Origin of the sequence: Neorhizobium populisoli (genome assembly GCF_019430945.1) — a bacterium.
In the GTDB taxonomy this organism is placed as follows: domain Bacteria; phylum Pseudomonadota; class Alphaproteobacteria; order Rhizobiales; family Rhizobiaceae; genus Neorhizobium; species Neorhizobium populisoli.
On record NZ_JAHYCB010000004.1, the window covers coordinates 515,923 to 536,960 of the forward strand.

The 21,038-nt window shown below is 59.8% G+C and carries 17 protein-coding genes; 3 read left to right on the plus strand and 14 right to left on the minus strand.

Translation table 11 applies throughout. From position 1 onward, the window contains the following. Nucleotides 1-243: 243 nt before the first annotated feature. Nucleotides 244-2,421, plus strand: coding sequence for a M48 family metalloprotease (locus tag KX729_RS13525; protein WP_246617573.1), 2,178 nt, complete (start codon nucleotides 244-246; stop codon nucleotides 2,419-2,421). A gap of 14 nt (nucleotides 2,422-2,435) precedes the next feature. On the opposite strand, the gene KX729_RS13530 is transcribed toward KX729_RS13525, so the two are convergent. The 12 genes from KX729_RS13530 to KX729_RS13585 form a co-directional block, all read right to left on the minus strand. Then, on the minus strand, nucleotides 2,436-3,335 hold the full coding sequence (locus tag KX729_RS13530) for an ABC transporter ATP-binding protein (protein ID WP_219742978.1): 900 nt from the start codon (nucleotides 3,333-3,335) through the stop codon (nucleotides 2,436-2,438). Continuing rightward, nucleotides 3,332-4,135, minus strand: coding sequence for an ABC transporter ATP-binding protein (locus tag KX729_RS13535; RefSeq protein ID WP_219742979.1), 804 nt, complete (start codon nucleotides 4,133-4,135; stop codon nucleotides 3,332-3,334). The genes KX729_RS13530 and KX729_RS13535 overlap by 4 nt, the downstream gene beginning before the upstream one ends. Then, complete coding sequence (locus KX729_RS13540; protein WP_219742980.1) at nucleotides 4,132-5,010, minus strand: ABC transporter permease; 879 nt, start codon at nucleotides 5,008-5,010, stop codon at nucleotides 4,132-4,134. Before KX729_RS13540 ends, KX729_RS13535 begins: the two co-directional genes overlap by 4 nt. A gap of 1 nt (nucleotide 5,011) precedes the next feature. Next, complete coding sequence (locus KX729_RS13545; RefSeq protein ID WP_219742981.1) at nucleotides 5,012-5,989, minus strand: ABC transporter permease; 978 nt, start codon at nucleotides 5,987-5,989, stop codon at nucleotides 5,012-5,014. A 70-nt stretch (nucleotides 5,990-6,059) separates the two neighbouring features. After that, nucleotides 6,060-7,709 carry an ABC transporter substrate-binding protein gene (locus tag KX729_RS13550; RefSeq protein WP_219742982.1) on the minus strand — a complete coding sequence of 550 codons (1,650 nt, stop codon included), beginning with the start codon at nucleotides 7,707-7,709 and terminating at the stop codon, nucleotides 6,060-6,062. A gap of 37 nt (nucleotides 7,710-7,746) precedes the next feature. Continuing rightward, a complete protein-coding gene (locus KX729_RS13555; protein ID WP_219742983.1) occupies nucleotides 7,747-8,769 on the minus strand; it encodes a glycoside hydrolase family 3 N-terminal domain-containing protein in 1,023 nt (340 codons plus the stop codon). A gap of 23 nt (nucleotides 8,770-8,792) precedes the next feature. Then, a complete protein-coding gene (locus tag KX729_RS13560) occupies nucleotides 8,793-9,275 on the minus strand; it encodes a GNAT family N-acetyltransferase (RefSeq protein ID WP_219742984.1) in 483 nt (160 codons plus the stop codon). Nucleotides 9,276-9,573: 298 nt separating this feature from the next. Continuing rightward, nucleotides 9,574-10,638 carry a DUF2218 domain-containing protein gene (locus KX729_RS13565; protein WP_219742985.1) on the minus strand — a complete coding sequence of 355 codons (1,065 nt, stop codon included), beginning with the start codon at nucleotides 10,636-10,638 and terminating at the stop codon, nucleotides 9,574-9,576. Next, a complete protein-coding gene (locus tag KX729_RS13570) occupies nucleotides 10,635-11,462 on the minus strand; it encodes an ABC transporter ATP-binding protein (protein ID WP_219742986.1) in 828 nt (275 codons plus the stop codon). Before KX729_RS13570 ends, KX729_RS13565 begins: the two co-directional genes overlap by 4 nt. Continuing rightward, nucleotides 11,459-12,499 carry a FecCD family ABC transporter permease gene (locus tag KX729_RS13575; RefSeq protein ID WP_219742987.1) on the minus strand — a complete coding sequence of 347 codons (1,041 nt, stop codon included), beginning with the start codon at nucleotides 12,497-12,499 and terminating at the stop codon, nucleotides 11,459-11,461. Before KX729_RS13575 ends, KX729_RS13570 begins: the two co-directional genes overlap by 4 nt. Next, on the minus strand, nucleotides 12,496-13,536 hold the full coding sequence (locus tag KX729_RS13580) for a FecCD family ABC transporter permease (protein WP_219742988.1): 1,041 nt from the start codon (nucleotides 13,534-13,536) through the stop codon (nucleotides 12,496-12,498). The genes KX729_RS13575 and KX729_RS13580 overlap by 4 nt, the downstream gene beginning before the upstream one ends. Then, the gene (locus KX729_RS13585; protein ID WP_246617603.1) at nucleotides 13,533-14,489 is read right to left on the minus strand and encodes an iron-siderophore ABC transporter substrate-binding protein; all 957 of its coding nucleotides are present in this window, start codon (nucleotides 14,487-14,489) and stop codon (nucleotides 13,533-13,535) included. The genes KX729_RS13580 and KX729_RS13585 overlap by 4 nt, the downstream gene beginning before the upstream one ends. A gap of 367 nt (nucleotides 14,490-14,856) precedes the next feature. Between KX729_RS13585 and KX729_RS13590 the strand changes: the two genes are divergently transcribed. After that, entirely contained in the window at nucleotides 14,857-17,019 is a 2,163-nt protein-coding gene (locus tag KX729_RS13590; protein ID WP_219742990.1) for a TonB-dependent siderophore receptor, read from the plus strand. Nucleotides 17,020-17,063: 44 nt separating this feature from the next. Here the strand turns inward: KX729_RS13590 and KX729_RS13595 are convergent, their stop codons facing one another. Then, on the minus strand, nucleotides 17,064-17,954 hold the full coding sequence (locus KX729_RS13595; RefSeq protein ID WP_219742991.1) for a helix-turn-helix domain-containing protein: 891 nt from the start codon (nucleotides 17,952-17,954) through the stop codon (nucleotides 17,064-17,066). Between the two features lie 214 nt (nucleotides 17,955-18,168). After that, on the minus strand, nucleotides 18,169-20,082 hold the full coding sequence (locus KX729_RS13600; RefSeq protein ID WP_219742992.1) for a potassium transporter Kup: 1,914 nt from the start codon (nucleotides 20,080-20,082) through the stop codon (nucleotides 18,169-18,171). Nucleotides 20,083-20,393: 311 nt separating this feature from the next. On the opposite strand from KX729_RS13600, the gene KX729_RS13605 reads away from it, so the two are divergent. After that, on the plus strand, nucleotides 20,394-21,038 hold the full coding sequence (locus tag KX729_RS13605; protein WP_219742993.1) for an HAD hydrolase-like protein: 645 nt from the start codon (nucleotides 20,394-20,396) through the stop codon (nucleotides 21,036-21,038).

A 21,038-nucleotide genomic window follows, 5' to 3' on the forward strand; every position in this document is an offset into this window, starting at 1 on the left:
AATGCGGCGGGATCATGGCCATGACAGATAAGAGATTCGGAGGACGAGAATCGGTGCGGCTCTCCGGTATCAGGTGAGCGAAGAATACCTGTCCGCCTCTCGGCACATCTTGACCGGCGCTCATACGCGTGATGCAACCACAGGATAATCACGCAATTTGTATTGGGAGTTGGTTGTTTGATTAAGGGCGGATACGACGTCGCGGCAGACGGAAATGAATATCAACCGAGCCATACACGCCGTTTGACAGGCGAAGATAACAAATCGACCGGAGGGCTGGCGGATGCCGTCAGATCACGGATCGGCGTGATCGCCTGGGTCATCCTCATCCCAATCCTTCTTGCCGCACTGGGAGCATGGCAGTTCCAGCGAGCGACTGAAACTCTGAAAAGCACTTACCAATCCCGCAGTGAACTCGAGGCGATGCGGGCCGAGGTGCAAAAGATCATGGTCGAGAATCCGCAGGCACTGCTGACACTCGGGCGGGAGGACGGGACGACGGAAAGCGTTTCCGCACTTGTTGCGACCTCCCGGGTCGAAAAAGCTCTGTCGCAGGTCTCCGAAGAGATCGAGATATCGCAGATTCGCTACCCCTTGAGTTTTGGAACGATCGGTGGAGCAGCGCTTGCCTTTGTCAGCGGTGCCGGCGGCCTTCTGCTGTCATCCGTTGCCGCAAGGCGTGCCAGAAAATCGCAGCGGCAGCTGATCACGAGCTTTCGACGCCAACGGTTGGCGTTGCCGTTTGTGATCGCGGCGGTCGTCGTCGGGTTCGGCATTGCCAGCATGTCGGCGCTTCTGTTCGAAGCGGCCAGCATGTGGTTCTGGGCCGACTTCACCGCCGGAAGCGCAAAACTTTTCGGTCTTGCAATCGTTCTCGCAGCCTTCGCGGCCTATGGCGTATTCCTGGCTCTCCGCGGGCTGAAGGATGTCTTCGCGCTCTATACGCCGGATGTAATCGAAGTGTTCGGGCGGGTGGTCGATGAGGCCGCGGCTCCAGGCCTTTGGCGCCTGGTCCGGCTGATTGCGGAAAAGCAGCAATCGCTTCTGCCTGACACGATCATCATCGGCCTTACCCAGGGTTTCTTCGTCACCGAAAGCCAGGTCAGGCTGTCGCCGGGAGACGTGTTGCTGAAAGGACGGTCGCTATATCTGCCGGCGCCCTATCTGGACCTGCTCGATGCCCCGGAAATCGCGACGATCATCGGCCACGAACTGGCGCATTTTTCTGGAGAAGACACCCGATACAGCCAGGAATTCGCGCCGATCTATGCTGCTTTCGTCCGAGCTCTGGGCGCATTGGAGATCGGCGACCGACGTCACTTCGTCCTGTATCCGGCTATCCGGCTCGGTCTGCACATGATGCGCCACTTTGACGAGGCAGTGGCGCATTGGAGCCGGCTCAGGGAACTGGATGCGGACCGGCTCGGCAGCGCGGTTTCGACACGCAAGGCTGCCGCCTCGGCGCTCATTCGCGTCGGGATTATCGAGCCGGCGACGAGCCATGTTCTCGAGCACGCCTTCCTTGCCGCCCATGAACGAGAGCCCGGTGCTCGTACCGACCTTGTGGCCCAGGTTGTCAAGAGCGGCCGCGTCGAGGGGTGGACCGACCCGCTGCCGCAGCTGGAAGACCGGCAGTCGCACCCAACGGACAGCCATCCGCCGACATTCCAGCGCATTGCAGCGCTCGGTATCCCGATCGACGATGAATTGCTGCAGAGAGCGACCCGGCAACCAGAGCCGGATGCTGCCTCGCTGGCCGCCAGGTTGTTTTCGGATTGGGCCGGCCTTTGCGCGAGCCTTAGCGAGGACTTTCTCGAAAACGCGGGGGAGGCGCGTGCCCGTTACCGCCAGGATCTGGAGCATGCCGCGGCCGGCGCCACCGGCGAAATCGTCATCTACGATAATGTCGGCCCGATGATCTGGACGATGGGGATCGTCGCGGTCATCCTGGGAGGGTTCGGCATATTGATCTTTTTCTTCTCGGAACGTTTCGGCTTCACGTTCGATGAGACCGCGCGGCAGGTGGTCGGGGCGGTGGCGGCGGTCGCGGTCTTTGCCTGCGCCGCTTATTCCGTCTTCCTTTACCGGTCGGCTCGACGGCCCCTGATGGTGCTGACACCGGACGGCCTGGTGTCGTCGGTTCTGGACAAGCCCATCGCCTGGATCGAGGTCTCGGGTTACATGGTCTATGCGTCCAGCCGTTTTGCCCTGCGCCTCTGGCTCCATGAAGGCTCGGCGCTGCCGGGCAAGAGCTGGCAGGCCCTCTACACCCAGGTCGATCGCAAGAAACGGATCGTCACTCTCGGTGCGATGGGAATCCGTGGCATGAAGGCTGTAGAGTTCAGCGAACTGGTCGGCCGCTATCAGGAGGCGGCCTATGCTCGGCAGGAGCTAAAGTCCCAAGGTTTTGAAAAGGCCTAAACCTCGGCCGGAGCTTAAAGGCTGCGCGCAAAATGTCCGGGTAATGCCTCGACGACCTTTTCCTGCGGTGCGGCGGCGGCCTTGCGGATATCGTCGACATCTTCCGGTCTCAGACGCGTTCTCGGATCGTCGAAACGCACGTCGGGATCGGGCACGGCCGAAAGCAGCAGCCGGGTATAGGGATGGATCGGATTGTCGATCACCTCGCCGGTCGGTCCCCATTCGACGATCTGGCCGGAATACATGACCGCGATATCCTCCGCCACATAACGGGCGGTTGCGATATCGTGGGTGATGTAGAGGAGGCCGAGGTTCATCTCCTTCTTCATGTCGTTCAGGAGATTGAGAACGCCGAGGCGAACCGAGACATCGAGCATTGAGGTCGGCTCGTCGGCGACGATCACTTCCGGCTGCGCCGCCAGCGCCCGGGCGATGTTGACGCGCTGCCGCTGTCCGCCCGAAAGCTCATGCGGGTATTTCGGCGCAACGAGATCCGGGTCGAGTTTCACGCGCTCAAGGAGCTCGCGCACCGTCGCATCGATCTGGCTCCCGCGAATGTCGGGGCGGTGCAGTTTCAGCGGCCGCCGGAGATGGTGGGCGATCGTATGCGCCGGGTTCAGCGATGCGAACGGGTCCTGAAAGATCATCTGGACGGAACGGCGGTAACGGGCAATCTCATCCGCTTTTGCGCCTTCGACCGGGCGGCCCTTGTAGAGGATTTGGCCGGTGGTCGGCTGGTATTCGCGCATTGCCATGCGGGCACAGGTTGTTTTGCCGCTACCGGATTCACCGACCAGCGCCAGCGCACGGCCGGCATGCAGCGAAAAGGAGATGGCGCGGGCGGCATGAACGGTGGATGCGCCGTGACCGAAAGTCTTGGTGACGGCGTCGAGGGTGAGAATGGCATCGCTCATGACAGCACGCCTCCATGCAGCGAGGGGAAGGAGGCCCAGAGTTTCTTGGTATAGTCGTGCTGTGGCGCCTTGTAGATCGCTGCCGCCTCATTCTGCTCGACGAGCTTGCCGGCGAGCATGATGCCGATGCGGTCGCAAAACTGCACCATCAGCCCCAGATCATGGGTGATGAACAGCACCGAGAAGCCGAATTCCTTCCGCAGCTCGTTGATGCGCTGCAGGATTTCCCGCTGTACCACCACATCGAGCGCCGTCGTCGGTTCGTCCATGACCACAAGCTTGGGATTAAGCGCCATGCAGATGGCGATGACGATGCGCTGGCGCATGCCGCCGGAAAACTGGTGCGGATAGTTGCTCATTCGATCCGGCGGAATATCGACAAGCCGCAGCATCTCGGCGGCCCGCTCGCGCGCCTGTGCCCTGGTCATACCCTTGTGGGTGCGAAGGACGTCGTAGAACTGATCCTCGATACGCAGCACCGGGTTCAGCGAATTCATGGCGCTCTGGAAAACCATGGCGACTTCGCGCCAGCGGAAGTCGGCCAGCGCCTTCGGATCGAGATCCAGCACATCGCGGCCGGCCAGCAGGATCCGACTTCCCTTGCGGATCAGCGCCGGCGGTTTGTGAAGCCGGCTGATGGCGAAGGCGATGGTGCTCTTGCCGCAGCCGGATTCCCCGGCCAGGCCGAAGACCTCGCCAGGCGCGATATCGAAGGACACATCATCGACGGCGCGGAAATCCTTCTCCTCGCCGATATAGTCGATCGTGAGGTTTTTGACGGAGAGCAGTGGCTCACTCACAGGCGGCCCTCCCCGGAACGAACGAGAAGCGACCAGCGCTTCAGGTGATTGCCGGTGCGCAGGCGCGGATTGGCGATCTCGTCGACCGCAAAATTCAGGAGCGACATACCGATACCGAGGAAGGCGAGCGCAAAACAGGGTGTCAGGATATCCCACCAGGCACCGACCGAAAGGGCGGAGGCCTTCTGCGCATTGTAGAGCATGGTGCCCCAGGATACAGCGCGGGGATCGCCCAGGCCCAGGAATTCCAGTGTCGCTTCGGTGATGATGGCGAAGATGACGCTGCCGATGAAGTTGATGCCGACGATGGAAATCACGTTGGGGAAAATCTCGAACGTCATGATGCGCCATTGCGGTTCGCCCATCATCTCCGCCGATTTGACGAAATCCTTCTGCTTGACCGAGAGGGTTTCGGCGCGCGTCACGCGCGCACCCCAGGCCCATGAGGTAGCGCCGAGGATAAGGGCGATGACCAGCGGACTTGCCTGGCCGATGAAGGCTGCCAGAACCAGAAGCAGCGGCAGGTTCGGCACGACCAGCACCATATTGGTGAAGAAGCTGATGACTTCGTCCGTTTTGCCGCCGCGATAACCGGAGATGATGCCGAGCGCGGTGCCTACGGCGGTGATCAGCAGGCCGGCGCCGAAGCCGACGGCAAGCGACGTGCGAGCACCATAGATCAGCCGGGCAAAGACATCCTGGCCGATGCGCGTTGTGCCAAGAATATGGTCCATCGATGGTGGCTGGTGTGGCCGGCCGGTGCGGGCATTGGGATCGTATTGCGTCAGCAGAGGTGCTGCGATCGCCATGAGGATGATCAGTAAGATAATGACGAGGCCGATCAGCGCCTTGCGATTGCGGAGCAGGCTTTTCATCTCACGCTCCCTTCAATCGCGGATCGAGCAACACGTAACTGACGTCGACGATGAAATTGGCGACCAGCATTGTGGCGGTCATGATCAGAAGCTGTCCCTGGATGACGGGATAATCGCGGGCGAGGATCGCCTGATAGAGAATGTTGCCGAGGCCGGGGTAGTTATAAACGACCTCTGTCACCAGCGAGCCGCCGAGAATGGTGCCGATGGCGATGGCGAGGCTGGAAACGGTTGGCAGCAGTGCATTGCGGGCCGCATACCACAACATTACATGCCGGTCGGAAAGGCCTTTTGCCCGGGCCATGACGATATAGTCCTCGCCGAGCAGGTTGATCATGTTGTTGCGCATGGTCACCGTGAAGCCGCCGATCAGCACGGTGCAGAGCGTGATCATCGGCAGGATGCCGTGATAGATGATGCTGCCGATATATTGGAAGCTGAAAGCCGGATCGAGCGAGGGATCGGCGGCATAGCCGTTCGGGAACCAGCCCAGCGTGAAGCCGAAGATGAAAAGTACGATCAGCGAGGTGACGACGGCCGGTACCGATGTCGCGAAGATCGCGCCGACCGAAACGATGACGTCGAACCGGCTGCCGCGCCGCCAGGCTGCTACGATGCCGAGGAAAGTGCCGAGCGCGAAGCTGATGATCGTTGCGGTCCCCATCAGGCCGACGGTCCAGACGAGCGCATGGCCGAGAACCGAGGTGACCGGCAGCGGGAAATATTTGATCGAACGGCCGAGATCGCCGGTGAAGATGCTGCCGAGATAGGTGAGGTATTGCTGCCAGAGCGGCCCGTCGACAAAGCCGAAGGTGAGCTTCAGCGCAGCCAGGCTTTCCGGCGGCAGTTCGGCACCTGCGCTTGAAAACATCAGGCGCACGGGATCGCCCGGCATTAGCCGGGGCAGGAAGAAGTTGATCGTCGCTGCCGCGATGAAGGCTGCCATGTAGAAGACGAGGCGGCGAAGCAGAAAGGCCATGAGGGGCTCCGTGGGGCTCCGTCAGAACGGGAGCGGCGCTTGTCGCACCGCTCCTGCGGATTTCGATCGCTTACTTGACCGGCTCAAGCGCCAGCAGGTTCAAGAGGCGTGCCGGGTTGGTACGCGAGATCGACGGATTGACGAAGGGGTTTTCCTTTGTCGACCAGCCGGTAAAGCGCTTGGTGTTATACTGGTACCAGTTCGGATTGTTGAACACCGGGATCATCGGCATGTTTTCGGCGACGATCCGCTGCGCCTTGTTCATCGCTTCCTTCTGCTTGTCGAGAGCGGCGGTATGGGTGAACTCGGTCACCAGGTTTTCCACCTCCGGGCTGAACCAGCGCTGAGCCGTGAAGCGCGTCTTGCCCTTGTCCGAAGCGCTGAAGGCGCGCTTGTAGGGATAATAGGGCGAAGCCGAAGCAGGCAGGCTGTTGATCGCGCCGTCGAACTTGCCGTCGATGAGATTGGAGGTCCAGACAGCCTCTTCCGGCGTCTCGATCTTCGCATCGATACCGACGGCCTGCATGCCTTCGATGGCGATGTTGACCGTGTCGATCCAGTCTGTCCAGGAATTGGGAACGATGATCGAGAAGGCGATCTTCGAACCGTCCGGATTGTCACGGAAACCGTCGCCGTCCTTGTCCTTGTAGCCGGCCTCGTCGAGGAGAGCCTTGGCTGCGTCGGCGTTATAGGTGGCGTATTTGCCGAAGTCGGACTTGATGGACGGGTCCGCCCAGCTCTTGTAGAGCTCGCCCATCAAGCCCGGATCTTCGTTCAGTGTCGGATAACCGTAACCCGCGATATCGATCATCGTCTTGCGGTCGAGCGCCATGGAGACCGCGCGACGGAATTTCACGTCGTTGAAGGCCTTCTTGTTGTTCGCATTCGAGGTCTCGAGGTTGAACAGGAAGGCGACCATGCTGCTCGGCGAATACCAGTAGTGATAATGCGCCGGGTCCTTCGAGACATAGACATTGTCGATATCCGGAATGAAGGAAACGCCCCAGTCGAGCGTGCCGCTGGCCGTTGCCGTCAGGATCTGGTTGTTGTCGGCAAGCTGCGGGAAGCGCATGCAGTCGATCTTCAGATGCGCGGCATCCCAATAGTTCGGGTTGCGGCACTGGTCATAGGTCTGGCCGGTGAAGCGCGGCACTTCGGTCATCGGGCCGCTGCCGACCGGCTTTTCGTTGGCGAAGGTGACCGGGTCTGCGACGTCCTTCCAGACATGCTGCGGCACGATCGGCAGCTGCGAAAGCTGTTCGGCGGCAAGCGAGCTCGGATTGGCGAGCGTGAAGCGGACCGTCTGGCCATCGACGGCCTGAACGTCGGTGATGAAGGTCCAGATGCTGACGAAATCGAGCGCCGGGAACTTCTTCAGGTAGTCATAGGTGAACTTGACGTCGGCCGAGGTCAGGGGCTGGCCGTCCGACCATTTCAGGTTCGGGCGCAGCTTGAAATCGATGCTCTTCAGGTCTTCGGAAAGCTTGAAACTTTCAGCAAGCCGGTAGACAGGCTTGTTGCTGTCGAAGCGGTTGAAGATCACCAGCGGCTCGTAAATGAAGTCGAGCGTCGACTGGCGCGAGGACGTCTGGTTGAACGGGTTGAAGTTGCGCACCCAGGTGGTTGCCGGCTCGATATTGGCAGTCAAAATGGTTTGCGCCATGGCGGAGCCGGAAACCAGCGACAGGGCTGTTGCGGCGGCGAATATATATTTTTTCATTTTATTCCCCTTTTGGTTGCTTCGCGATACGTGCGGGTCAGGCGGCCAGCACGGTCTTGAACATGTCTTCGACTTCCGCGTGCGCGGCGCGGATATCGATCTTGAGATTGCCGAGGCGGGCCTTGCCGGCCGCGATGCGGGCGAGAGCCGTGTCAGTCAGTGGACGGGCAGCCTTGGCGGCGGCTTCGCTTTCCGGAATGTCGCCATGGCTGTGAAGCGCGATGTCGAAGCCGGCATCGAGCACTTGGGCAACACGCTCGGGCAGGGTGCCACGCAGCGATTCCATGAAGATGCAGTCGGATATCAGCACACCGTCGTAACCCATGTCCTTGCGGATCACGTCATGCATGACAGGCGAAATGGAAGCCGGCAGCTCGTTGTCGTAAGCCGAATAGACCACATGCGCGACCATCGCCCAGGGCGTATCCTTCAATGCAACAAACGGCTTGAAGTCGGTTGCCTCGAGCGTTTCACGCGATGCATCGACGATCGGACGCTCCTTGTGTGAATCGAGCGTTGCGCGGCCGTGGCCAGGGATATGCTTCATGACCGGCATGTTGCCGGTTTCCAAAAGGCCGTCCACGACTTCGCGGCCGAGCGCGGCAATGAAATCCGGATCCGGACCGAACGAACGCGCCCCGATAACGGCACTCGTCGTCGGAAAGACGAGGTCGAGCACCGGCGAGCAGCCGCTGGAGAGGCCAAGTTCGGTCATCATCGTGCCCATAGCCTGGGAGGACAGGCGCAAGGCACGCTTGCCAAGTTCGAAATCACGCCCGGCAAGCTCTGCAAACGCGCCGAAGCTACGGAAGAGCGGCCAAGGGCCGGCGTCGAGATGCTGAACGCGACCGCCTTCCTGGTCGGTAAAGACGGGCGCATCGTCCCGGCCGACCGCTTCGCGGAAGCGCTCGATCAGTGCGCGCACTTGATCCGGGTTCTTGAGATTACGGCGGCCGACGAAAATGCCGAGCGGATTGGTTTCGCGAAACAGCGCGAATTCGTCGTCCGAAAGCGTGGGATTCGGCATGCCGACGAAAAGGGCGAGAGGGGTCTTGGACACTCTGTATGCTCCGGTCTTGAAAATCAGGTTTTCGGCGCGCTTCTGAGCATGCCTTCGTAAATACCCTTGTCAGGTGCTGGGATCGGCACTGCGCCGGCGGTCTTGGCATAGAAATCGACGGGGCCCGCGTCCCCGATGAAGGCATAGGCGTGGCCGAGCGTTTTCATGGTCCGCAGGCAGGCGGAAAAGAGAGCCAGCCCGATCCCCTTTCCACGTGCCTCGGGCGCAACGCCGGTCGGGCCAAAGAAGCCGCGGGCCGTCGTGTCGTAGCAGGCAAAGCCAAGGAGTTTTCCTTCTTCGACAGCGATCAGGCAGGCATTCGGTTGGCGCGAAAAAGCAACTATGACTTCGCTTGCCCAGTTTTCGCTGAAATGTTCCCGTACCCAGGAGACAACGACATGCATTTCCGGCGATATCGCCGGGCGAATCCTGATAGCGGTTTCCGACGCTCTGGATTCCAGTTCGTCGAGCTTGCCAGAATACAAACTCACCAGCAGGTCGGGCACCTGTCTTCCTCCCATAATTCCGTAATTGCGGAATATATCCCCTTTTAATGACATAGACTTCATCTTTTCAAATGAACTTGTCAACAGAGAACGTGGTGCGGGCCGTCCTGACCCGCATCCGGTTGAAGGATGGAAGTTTGTATTTTGATGCTCAATCTGAGCTAAGCGGCGTATCGCCGGTTTGCGCGATGTCGCTGATTTATCGTGGACATTCGGCTGCCGTCGATTGCGGAGCCGAATCGAAGGAGCTGCGTCGAGAATAGGCTACATGGATCGACCGAGCCGTTGTCGGCGTCGATCAATCGACCTGGCGTTCCCAATACCACGCGACATATCGGTTCTTCTTGTCATGCCCGCGGCTTTTCAGGAAGGAGCGGACGGAGCGCACGTCTTCCTTTTCGCAGGCGAACCATACGAAAGTGTCGTCGGCCATTGAGGCGATTGCTCTTTTCGTTTCCTCAACAAGGATGTCCCTGGCGCCAGCCGGATAGGATCGGCGATGGAGCCAGCGGATATCGAGCGATCCGGCCGATGGCAGTGGCTGCTCTTCCTGTTCGTTCTCAATCTCGATGATCGCCTGTATCCGGGTCCCCTCAGGCGCTTCGGCTGCGATGCGGGCGATTGCCGGAAGAGCGCTTTCGTCCCCGGCCAGCAGCATGGACCGCGCTGCGGGCAGAGCACCTCCACCCGGCCCAAGCAGGGCAACTTTCTCGCCCGGCTGCGCATCCCGTGCAAAATCCGCTCCCGGCGTTACGACGCCCGGTGCGGGGTGCTGCAGAAAGTCGATCCACAATTCGCGGCGCTCGATATCGACTGCCCGGATTGTATAGACTCGGACGAGGAGTTCATCCTCGCCATCGGGCCATGCGACGCGGCCATCGTCCCGCAACCCCGGCCAGACCGGCTTCCTGCCCTTCGGCGGAACCAGCAGGCGGATATGCATGTCACCGCCGATGAACGGCGATACGTCGGCACAGGCGAACTTGACCCGCCGCATATTCGGCGTCACATCCTCGATGGAAACGACCGCCACGTGATGAATGTTGTCGAGGCCCGTTCGTGTTTCGGGTTCCGCCCAGGTCAGTTCCAGCGGGTCATCGCCGGCAAAATAGAACAGGTGTTCGGCGATGCTCGTGCGGCTCATCTGGAGTGCCTGTTCGGACGGGCAGCTTAGTTCGATAACCAGCTTGCGTTCGCGAATGCGAATGGTCGCGGAGCCGAGCTTGCTGGTCAGCAGCGCTTCTTCCTCCGTGCGGCTGACATCCGCATGTTCGATGAAATGCTCGCAGATTTCCGTCAGCATGCCGCCGGCATCCTTTGGCAGCGCAATACCCGAAAGTTTGAATTCCTGAACCGCGTTCATGGCTGGTCCTCCTTGACGTCTTGCCCGGTTGCCATGCGATGGCGGCCGATCGGCAACATGATCGGCCGGCCGGATGTGGGATCGATGATGATGCGGCTTTCAAGGCCGAAAACGTGCCGGACGGTCGCTTCCGTCAGCACGTCTTCAGGCCTGCCGGAAACATGGATGCGGCCTTCCGTCATGGTGACGAGATGGTCGGCGTAACGCGCCGCGAGATTGAGATCGTGGAGAACCATGACGACGGTCGTGCCACGCGAATGGTTGAGATCGGTCAGAAGGTCCAGAACCTCGACCTGGTGGCTGATGTCGAGAAATGTCGTCGGCTCGTCGAGCAGCAGCACTTCCGTTTCCTGCGCTAGCGCCATGGCGATCCAGATGCGCTGGCGCTGGCCGCCGGACAGTTCGTCCACGGGCCTGTCGGCAAGCTCCACCGTCTTCGTCGCCGTCAGCGCAACATCCACGGCCTCGTCATCCTTCCGGGTCCAGCGGGAGAAAAGGTTCTGATGCGGGTGCCGCCCGCGGCTGACGAGATCGGCAACCGTGATGCCTTCCGGTGCGATCGGCGATTGGGGGAGCAGGCCGAGCGTGCGCGCCAGTTCGCGCGGCGGCGTCTTGTGGATCGACTTGCCGTCCAGCAGGACCTGCCCGCGATGCGGCGTAAGCAGCCGGGACATGGTGCGCAGAAGCGTCGATTTTCCGCAGGCATTGGCACCGACAATCACGGTGATCTTGCCGGGCGGGATCGCCAGATCGAGGTCATTCAGGATTTCGGTTTCGCCGTATCCGGCCGAAAGCCCGCTGGCGGTGAGAGTATGGACGGTCATAGCGAGCCTCCGGTCCGGTTGACGCGCACGATCAGGTAAATCAGGTAGGGGGCGCCCAGCGCGCCGGTCACGACGCCGACAGGATATCGCCCAGGCAGGAGAAATTGTCCGGCATAGTCGCCGGCGAGCACGAGCAATGCACCGATCAGCGCCGACGGGATCAGCAGCGACCTATTGTTGCCGACGATGCGCGCGGCGATCGGTCCGGAGAGAAACGCGACGAACGCGATCGGCCCCGTTATCGCCGTCGCCGATGCGATGATGCCGACTGCGCCGATGATGATCATGATGCGGGTTGCGTTGACCCTCACGCCGAGAGCCGCCGCAGTATCGTCGCCAAGTCGCAGTGCCTCCAGATCCCGCGAACGACTGAGAAGCAATCCACCGAAGACGACGAGCGCGAGGACAAGCGGCAATGCCTGCCCGATCTGCGCACCGTTGACACTGCCGGTCAGCCAGCGCATCGCCTCCTGCAGGCTCCAGGCCGGCGCCTGCGAGAGGATATAGGCGATGACGCTTTCCAGCATGGCCGAGACACCGATCCCGACGAGGATGAGCCGGGTGCCCGCTACGCCGTTGCGAGACGACAGGCCGTAAACCAGAAGTGCGACGCCAAGGCCCGCAACGACTGCGAAAACGGAAACCATCGGCCCTTTCATGCCCAGCAATATGATGGCGAAAACCGCCGCAGCGCTGGCACCGGAGCTGATGCCTATGATGTCTGGGCTGGCGAGCGGATTTCGAAGCATGATCTGAAATGCGACGCCGCCCAGCCCGAAGCTCAGGCCGGCAAGAACGGCAAGCACTGCGCGCGGCAATCGGAGTTGCCCGACGGTGAAAGTCGCACCCGGTACGTTCTCGCCCAGCAGGACTCGGAGGACATCGCCCGGCGGTGTAATGGATTGCCCGACCGACAGGGTCAGCGCAAAGATTGCCAGGACCAAGACAAGCATCAGACCGACCAAACGGAAGTGTCTGCGCCCGCGGCGCTGGCGGCCTTCGATAATGGCATTGAGCGTAAGCGAGGTCATCGTCATAGCTCACGTACCCGTTGACGCCGGACGATCCAGATGAAGAACGGTGCGCCGATTAATGCGGTGACGATGCCGACATCCAGCTCGGCCGGCCGGGCGACGATGCGTCCGACGACATCGGCGGCCAGCAGCAGGCATGCGCCACCGATCATCGAGAAAGGCAGCAGCCAGCGATGATCGACGCCGACCAGCAGACGGCAGAGGTGCGGCACGACGAGGCCCAGAAAACCAATCGGGCCGCAAATAGCCGTCGTCGCTCCGCACAACAGGATCGCGCCGAGTGCGGCGGCCGCACGGGCGACCGCAACCCGCTCACCAAGTCCGGCCGCTAGCTCGTCACCGAGCGCCAGTGAATTCAGCTTGCGTGCCGACAGGAGACTGATGGCAAACCCCACGGCGAGAAATGGCAGAACCGGCAATATGCGATCGAAGGTCGCGCCGCCGACGCCCCCGATCTGCCACGAGCGGATGCCACCTGCGATATCGGCTCGTGGCAGAACGACGGCAATCACCATGGAGGAAAACGCGACCGAGGTCGCGGCGCCGGCAAGAGCAAGCTTCAGGGGCGTTGCACCGCCGCGCCCCAGCGAACCGATCGTATAGACGAAAACTGCGGAACAACCCGCGCCCAGCACTGCCGTCCAGATATAAGCGTCGGCCGATGCGATATCGAACCATGCAACGCCAACGACGACGGCAAGCGAAGCGCCCATGTTGACACCGAGAATGCCGGGGTCGGCGAGAGGATTGCGCGTCACGCCCTGCATGACCGCCCCGGCGAGCCCAAGAGCTGCGCCCGCCATCAGTGCCAATGCAGTTCGCGGAATGCGAACCGCGACGGCCGCTTGGCCGATATCGTCGACCTTTCCCGAAAGTGCCGCAAAAATGTCGGTCCAGGCCACTTCCCGCGTGCCGACCGTCACGGACAGCATTAACAGCAAGGCGAGAATCGCGACGAGCCCGACCAACCAGAGGCTTTTCGTCCTATGCGACCGGGCGACTATGGATCGCGGAAGGTCTGGTCTTCTCGACAGTCTCATTTCGATTTTCTGGCCGCCTCGGCAAGCAATGCGACATAGTCCTTCAGGACCCAGGAAATCGACAGGGGGGTCGGATTGGCCGCCGTGCCAACGCTATTTCCGCCCAGAATGACGAGCGCGCCTTTTTCGATTGCCGGCATTTTCGACATCAGCAGGTTTGCCGTCACAGCAGAGACCAGTTTCATGTTGCCGTAAGCAACGACGAGATCCACGTCATCGAACATATCGATGCGTTCGGCGCTGACGGAACCGGAAAACTTGCCCGGCTGTGATACGTCGACCACGCTCTTGGGGCTCTCCAGCCCGAGATCCTTGAAGAATTTTACGCGGGTGTCGTTGGTCGTGTAGAAATTGATCGTGCTGAGGTCGAGTGGGTTGAGATGGGTGACGAACATCGCCTTTCTGCCGCGGATTTCCGGATGCGTCGATACGGTTTCGGCAATCTCGGCCTCGATCTTCCTGATCAAGGCTTCACCTTCCGCGGCCATTCCCATGCCAGCGCTGTTCAGGCGGATCATTTCACGCCAGTCCGTCGACCACACCGCTTCCGGATAGGCGACCACAGGGGCAATCTGGCTCAGCGTATCGTAGTCGGCCTGGCTGAGGCCGGAATAGGAGGCGAGGATCACATCGGGTCGCGTGGCGGCCACCGCCTCGAAATCGATCCCGTCGCCCTCGTCGAAAAGAACCGGCTTGTTGGCATGCAATTCCTTGAGCCTCTGGGCCACCCAAGGCAGCAATCCATCACCGTCGTCGTCGCCGAAATTGGCTTTTGCAAAACCGACCGGGACCACGCCGAGCGCCAGGGGCACCTCATGGTTTGCCCAGGCAACCGTCGCGATGCGTTCCGGTTTCTTGGCAATGACGGTCGTTCCCAGCGCGTGCTTGATGGTGATCGGATATGTCGTGCCTTCCACAGCTAAGGCATTGCCGGCGGACACGGCAATCCACATGCACAAGACCGCGGCCTTCGAGACCGCAAACATCAACCGCCACATTGAGCAAACTCCGCCTAACGTTTAAGTGGACTTCCACTTTCAGGTTAATGCCGTCGCGTCAACGCCAATGCAGATACCAGTGAGCAGGAATGCTGAGATTCCCATGGGATCCTACAAAACGTCGAAAATCTACAATACTGGACAATCTTGCTCAAGTTAATAGCTATCACGGGGCACAGACCGTCCGGGCGACAGGAGAGGGGATTTCCATGCGTCACGGATGCTCGAAAGACATTCGGCATGTTCCCCGCAATCGGTCTGACTCTCGGCAACCTCCCGATCGTGAGCAGGCAAGGGTGAAATTGGATTCTGGATCGAGAACATGAATATGGAAATAGCAGGCAATCGCGTATCAAGGACCCGTATCCGCTATCGGAATGCGGTCCTTCTAGGTTGTACGGCGCTGGTCGCGCTTTCGCCGGCTGTCTCGTTCGGCCAGGACGCCAGCGGTTCGAGCTCGGCCACCACACTGACGCCGATCGTGCTGGAAGGCAGTGGCTCCGCCGGCACGCTCGATACGAGCAACGATTCGAAGTCGGTCGTCGCCACGCAGACCACGGGCGTCGGCAAGATGCCGACGGATATCCTGACCGCGCCGGCCTCCGTGTCTGTGGTCACCTCCAAGGAAATCACAGAGCGTGGTGCAAACAGCATCGAACAGGTCGTGCAGTATACTGCCGGCGTAATTACCGACTATTACGGTTCGGATGACCGCTTCGATTACTTCAAGATCCGGGGTTTCTCTCCCTTTACCTATCGTGACGGAATGGCCATCGGCAGAAGCTGGGGTGGCCTTCTGGAGGAGCCCTATACCTACGAGCGCGTCGAGATACTGAAGGGCGCCAATTCCACGGGCTTCGGCGTTTCCGATCCGGGTGGTTCGGTGAATTATGTGACGAAGCTGCCGAAGAGCGAGCGTTTCGGCGAAGTCTATGGAACCGGCGGTTCGTTCGCGCACAAGGAAGCGGGTTTCGACTTCGGCGACAACATCACCGAGGACGATACGCTGTCCTATCGCCTGACCGGCAAGTTCCAGCGGTCGGACGCCGAATACGACTATTCGCAGAATGACGAAAACTTCATCATGGGTGGGATCACCTGGCGCCCCACCGATACGACCAGCCTTTCCTTCGTCTTCGATCACCTCGATCGCGACGGTACGCCCAGCAGCGGTGGCCACCCGCGCTTCACGGATTTCGATCGGGACAAGTTCTTCGGTGAGCCGAGCTACAACTACAACACGGCGAACCGGAATACCTACAGTGTCATTTTCGATCATGACTTCGGTGACGGCCTGACATTCAACTCAAGCGCCCGTTACAGCAAGACCGATACCGGCTTCGGTTACGCCTATATCTGGGATGCGCTGGGGGCGAGCGACCCGGCGGACACGATGCTCGACCGTTCGTTCTTCGGTAGCGACAAGTCCAGCGAACAGTTCATCGTAGACGCGCATCTGCTCTATGAGACGAATTTCAACGATGTCGAAAGCCGCACGCTTTTCGGCGTCGAGTACAACAAGCTCGATTCCAATAACGCCACGGTCTACGCTGCGGCACCGGCTATCGACTGGCAGAATCCGATTTATTCCGGTGGACCGGGAGCACTCGCGCCTTACGATACTGCGGAAAGCAATCAGAAGACCCACGCCATCTATTTCCAGGAAGATCTGACCTTCTTCGACAGGCTGACTGTTAGTATCGGCCTGCGCAACGACTGGTTCGATCTCAAGGAAGTCGGCAATAACCTGTTTACCGGGCCGTATAGCGGCGAATCTGATATCAGCAAGTTCAGCAAGCGCTTGGGCCTGAGCTACAAGATCACCGATGAATTTGCGGCCTACGCCAGCTATGCCGAGTCCGTCGCGCCGCCAAGCGCTGGGGTCGAACCGACAATCGGTACGCAATATGAAATGGGCGTCAAATATCGGCCCGATGCCTTCCCCGCTCTGTTCACAGCGTCGGTTTATGACCTGACGATGGAAAACATCACGACCTACGAGGCCCCCACCTATCTGCCGGCAACGATCGACAAGGTTCGCCATCGCGGCATCGATCTCGAAGCAAAAGTCGAGGTTACGAGCAATATCAGCGTGATTGCCGCCTATGCCTATATCGATTCGAAGATCGACGAGCCGGGCAATATTAGCGGTTACAATGGCAAGGCTTTCGCCCAGGTGCCGGAGCATATGGCGTCCGTATGGGGCACCTATACGCTGGAAGGCGATGGGAAACTGGGCGACATGACTTTTGGGCTTGGCGCTCGTTATGTCGGGTCCTACTATTTCGACAACGCCAATACCCGCAAATCGGATGGGGCCATCGTCTTCGATGCGGCCTTCACCTACAAGGTGTTCGAAAACACCACGCTTCAGGTCAACGCCACCAATCTGTTCGACGAGAAGCATATCGCCAACGATGACGGCGGGGCATATTACTACAACCCCGGCCGGACGATCATGGCAACGCTCCGCCAGACCTGGTAACGCAATCGTCCCGCCCGCGCTCTGCCGGGCGGGACATCATTCGATCAGCGTCCCTGCTGCATCCGCCGCCAGGCAGCCGGTGTCTCGCCTGCGACCTGCCGAAACACCTTGGTGAAATGCGCCTGATCGGAAAAACCGAGCTGCGCGGCAATACCCGCAACAGCCAGGTCGCTTTCCAAAAGCAGCTTCTTGGCAGAATCGACACGTTTGGCCTGCTGCCATTGCAGCGGCGTCTTGCCGGTGGTCTGTTTGAAAACGTTGGCAAACCAGCTCTCCGAAAGGCCTACGGCCGCCGCCATGTCGGCCACCGACATGCGGTAATCTCCAACGGCATCGACACGTGATGTGAGCTTGTTCATCTGGGCTTGAGTGAGCCGGCCGGTCGTCTTTTCGTCATCCTCAGGTATGTCAAGCAGGCCGGCGAAAATGCTGCCAGCCAGGCTTTCCGCATAAATGGCGTGTTTCGAAGGGCTGGATATTTCGTCGACCAGCAGACCGGCAAGCGTCTGAACGGCCGATATATCCTGGATCTCCACCGGTCGGCGTAATGCCGCCTGCGCGGACGAGGTGCCCAGCGATGGGGAGAGGAACTTTAAAAGTCGGTCTTTGTGAATGTGCAGATTGAGATGCGAAAAGCGGTGCAGCGACCTGCTGCTGGTCCACATGGGAACACCGGCCGGAACATAGATTGCCCGTGCCATTGGCCGTGAGTTTTTCGAAAGATCGTGTTCCCGGTTCGATATGCTGACCTTTGAGGACACGTCGTTGAAAAAGACCATCACGCGCGGATCGTCGGCGAGATAATATCCGTTGGCACCCGCCTCGCTCTCGGCTTCCCAGAATACGCTTACGAGCCCATCGAGCTGGCGCCATTTGACGGGAGCGACAACCCGAATGCCTTCGGTATGCCACGTCATTGAATGCCAAAAAGCCAACTGAGGATTCCGTTCGTTTTCCGCGGGTTTTGGCACCGAAGCGCTTTGGCCCTCACATGCCATTTTCGGCGGATAAAAAAAATGACTATTTTATTCATATTTTTCTGCCTGGCAAGATGGCTTTATAAATGTGCACCAGAGCAGCGCCAAGGCCGTCACTTACACCCGGTCATGAACCGTATAAGGATCGTATAAGGATGTGCAGCCGCACTGATTAGATCGCCACCTGTTCTCCAAGTTCGACGACCCGGTTCGGCGGTAATTTGAAATAGGCCGAGGGATCGATGCCGAAATCGGCGAGCGCGATATAGAGGTTTTCCTGCCATCGCGGCAGGCCCGTGTTCGGGGTGGCGATGAGATTGCGGCGGCCCAGATAGAACGAGGTCTGCATGATCTCGAACTTGAAGCCCTTCTTCTTGCAGACCGTCAGCGCCTTTGTGACGTTCGGCTCGTCCATGAAGCCGAAAGTGATATCCAGCCTGATGAAATGTTTCGACAGCCGCGTCATCTCCACCCGATCATGGACCGGCACATAGGGCTTGTCCTGCGTCCAGATGGTCAGAATGACGTTCTGTTCGTGAAGAACGTGGTTGTGCTTGAGGTTGTGAAGCAAAACGCCCGGCGTCTTGTCGGGTACGCTGGTCAGAAAGACGGCGGTTCCCGTTACCAGGACCGGGGCAGACTTCGATTCCCGCTCGATCGAGTTCTCCAGAGACTTGATGAAGGTCTCGAGTGGAATTTCGTTCTTGGCGATCTTTTCCTTGAGATATTTCGAGCCCTTCGTCCATGTCCACATGACGAGCATGATGACGATGGCAAGCGTAACCGGCACCCAGCCGCCATCGTGAACCTTGATGAGGTTCGCAACAAGGAAGATCGCCTCGATGGCGAAGAGCGGGGCGAGAAGGGCGGCGGCAATGAAGGCCGAATATCCCCAGACAGAACGAAGGAACTGGAACGCCATCAGCGTCGTGACAACCATCGCGCCGGTGACGGAGATACCATAGGCAGTCGCAAGCGATTCCGAATCGCCGAAGGAGAAGATCAGCACGATGACGCCGATGAACAGGATCATGTTCACCGCCGGCACATAGATCTGCCCGGTATTGGTCTCGGACGTGAAGCGGATCATCAGGCGCGGCAGGAAACCGAGATGCACGGCCTGCCGGGCGAGAGAAAATGCACCGGTAATGACGGCCTGGCTGGCAATGATCGTCGCCATGGTGGCGAGGATCACCATCGGCAGCAGCGCCCAATCCGGATAGAGCAGGTAGAACGGGTTTTCGATTGCCGCTGGGTTGCTCAGGACAAGCGCGCCCTGGCCGAGATAATTTAGGCCGAGCGCCGGGAAAACCAGGATGAACCAGGCCGTGCTGATGGGTTTTCGACCGAAATGCCCAAGGTCGGCGTAAAGAGCTTCCGCTCCCGTCACCGTCAGGAAGACCGCACCGAGAACGATGAGGCCGGCCCAGCCGGCATGGGTTATGAACCACAGCGCGTTGATCGGATTGAGCGCCTCGAGGATCGTCCAGTCGTCGCCGATATGGATCAGGCCGCCCCAGGCCATGGCAAGAAACCAGACGACCGTGATGGGCCCAAAGAATTTCGCAACCGCCTCGGTCCCCTTGGACTGTACCATGAACAGGCCGACCATGATCGCGGCCGACAGCGGCAGCACGTAGCCCGAGAAGGCCGGGGTCACCAGCTTCATGCCTTCGAGCGCCGACATGACCGACAGAGCCGGCGTGATCATGGCGTCGCCGATGAACAGCGCGGAGCCGATAAGTCCGGCGAAGAACAGGACCGGCATGTAGCTGCCGGTCTTCTTCATCAGGAGTGCCAGCAGGGACAGGGTGCCGCCTTCGCCATCATTGTCGGCCCGCAGCAGGAAGAGCACGTATTTGAAGGTGACGATGATCGTCAGCGTCCAGATCATCAGCGAGATGAGTCCGATGACCTGAACGTGCTGCACGCCGTTTGCCGTGAACGGGCGGAGTGCTTCGCGGAATGCATAAAGCGGGCTGGTGCCGATATCACCGTAGACCACACCGATCGAGCCAAGCAGCAGGACGAGGAACTTGCGCGTCTCCGACTGGGTATCCGGAGCTGCGGCGTGCGATGTAGTCATTGGGTCTCCAGGCGCTCGGCCTATGAAATCGATGCCGCCCTATATGATGCATCACGATAGCGTAGGCAAATGACGTCCATCAAAACGTGATCCGAAATTGGTCGAATATCACCGGAAATTTTAAGCGACACGGCAAAGCGTCCGGATCACTTCAAACCGAAAACAGGCCTTGAAGCACAGAGGTCGCAATTGCGAGAAGATGAAGAATCGTGTCTGGGCATATGGGCAAAGACGGGTTGTTGCAGCTAGCCCTGAGATAGGCTGCGGCGCCGCCAGGCTTGCGAGTAGTCGATAGAGAAAGCGAGATTTCCATGAGCCGATCCCGGGTAATTCTCCTCGATCTCGATGGAACGCTGGTCGATTCCGAGCCTGGTATCCTGTCGAGCTGCCGTGCAGCCCTGCGCGCACTCGGCCACGATACCGACCCGGAAATGAATATCGCTTCCATCATCGGACCGCCAATCGAGGACGTCATGCGTTATCTGCTGCAGCAGTTTGGCGATGATCGTGTGGCGGCGGGGGTGGAAGCCTACCGGGCGGACTATGGGGTGAGGGGCCTGCTGCTCAGCGAGCTTTACGACGGCATAACCGATGCGCTTGCAACATTACACGGCGCTGGCGCGGCGCTCTATCTGGCAACGTCGAAGCGCGCCGCCTTCGCCCGGAAAATTCTCGACAACAAGGAGCTTACCGGGCTTTTTGCAGGTATTTACGGTTCGGTTCCGGATCTGAACATCGACCACAAGCCTGAACTGATCGCCCACATCCTGGCCGAAAACAATCTGCAAGTGGATCAATGCGTCATGGTCGGAGACCGCAAGTTCGACATTGTCGGCGCTCACGCCAACGGGATGCGGGCGCTCGGCGTTCTCTGGGGCTATGGCAGCCGCGAAGAGCTGGAGAGCGCGGGAGCCGACGGCCTGCTCCAGAACCCGGCCGATCTGGCCGGCCTCTGA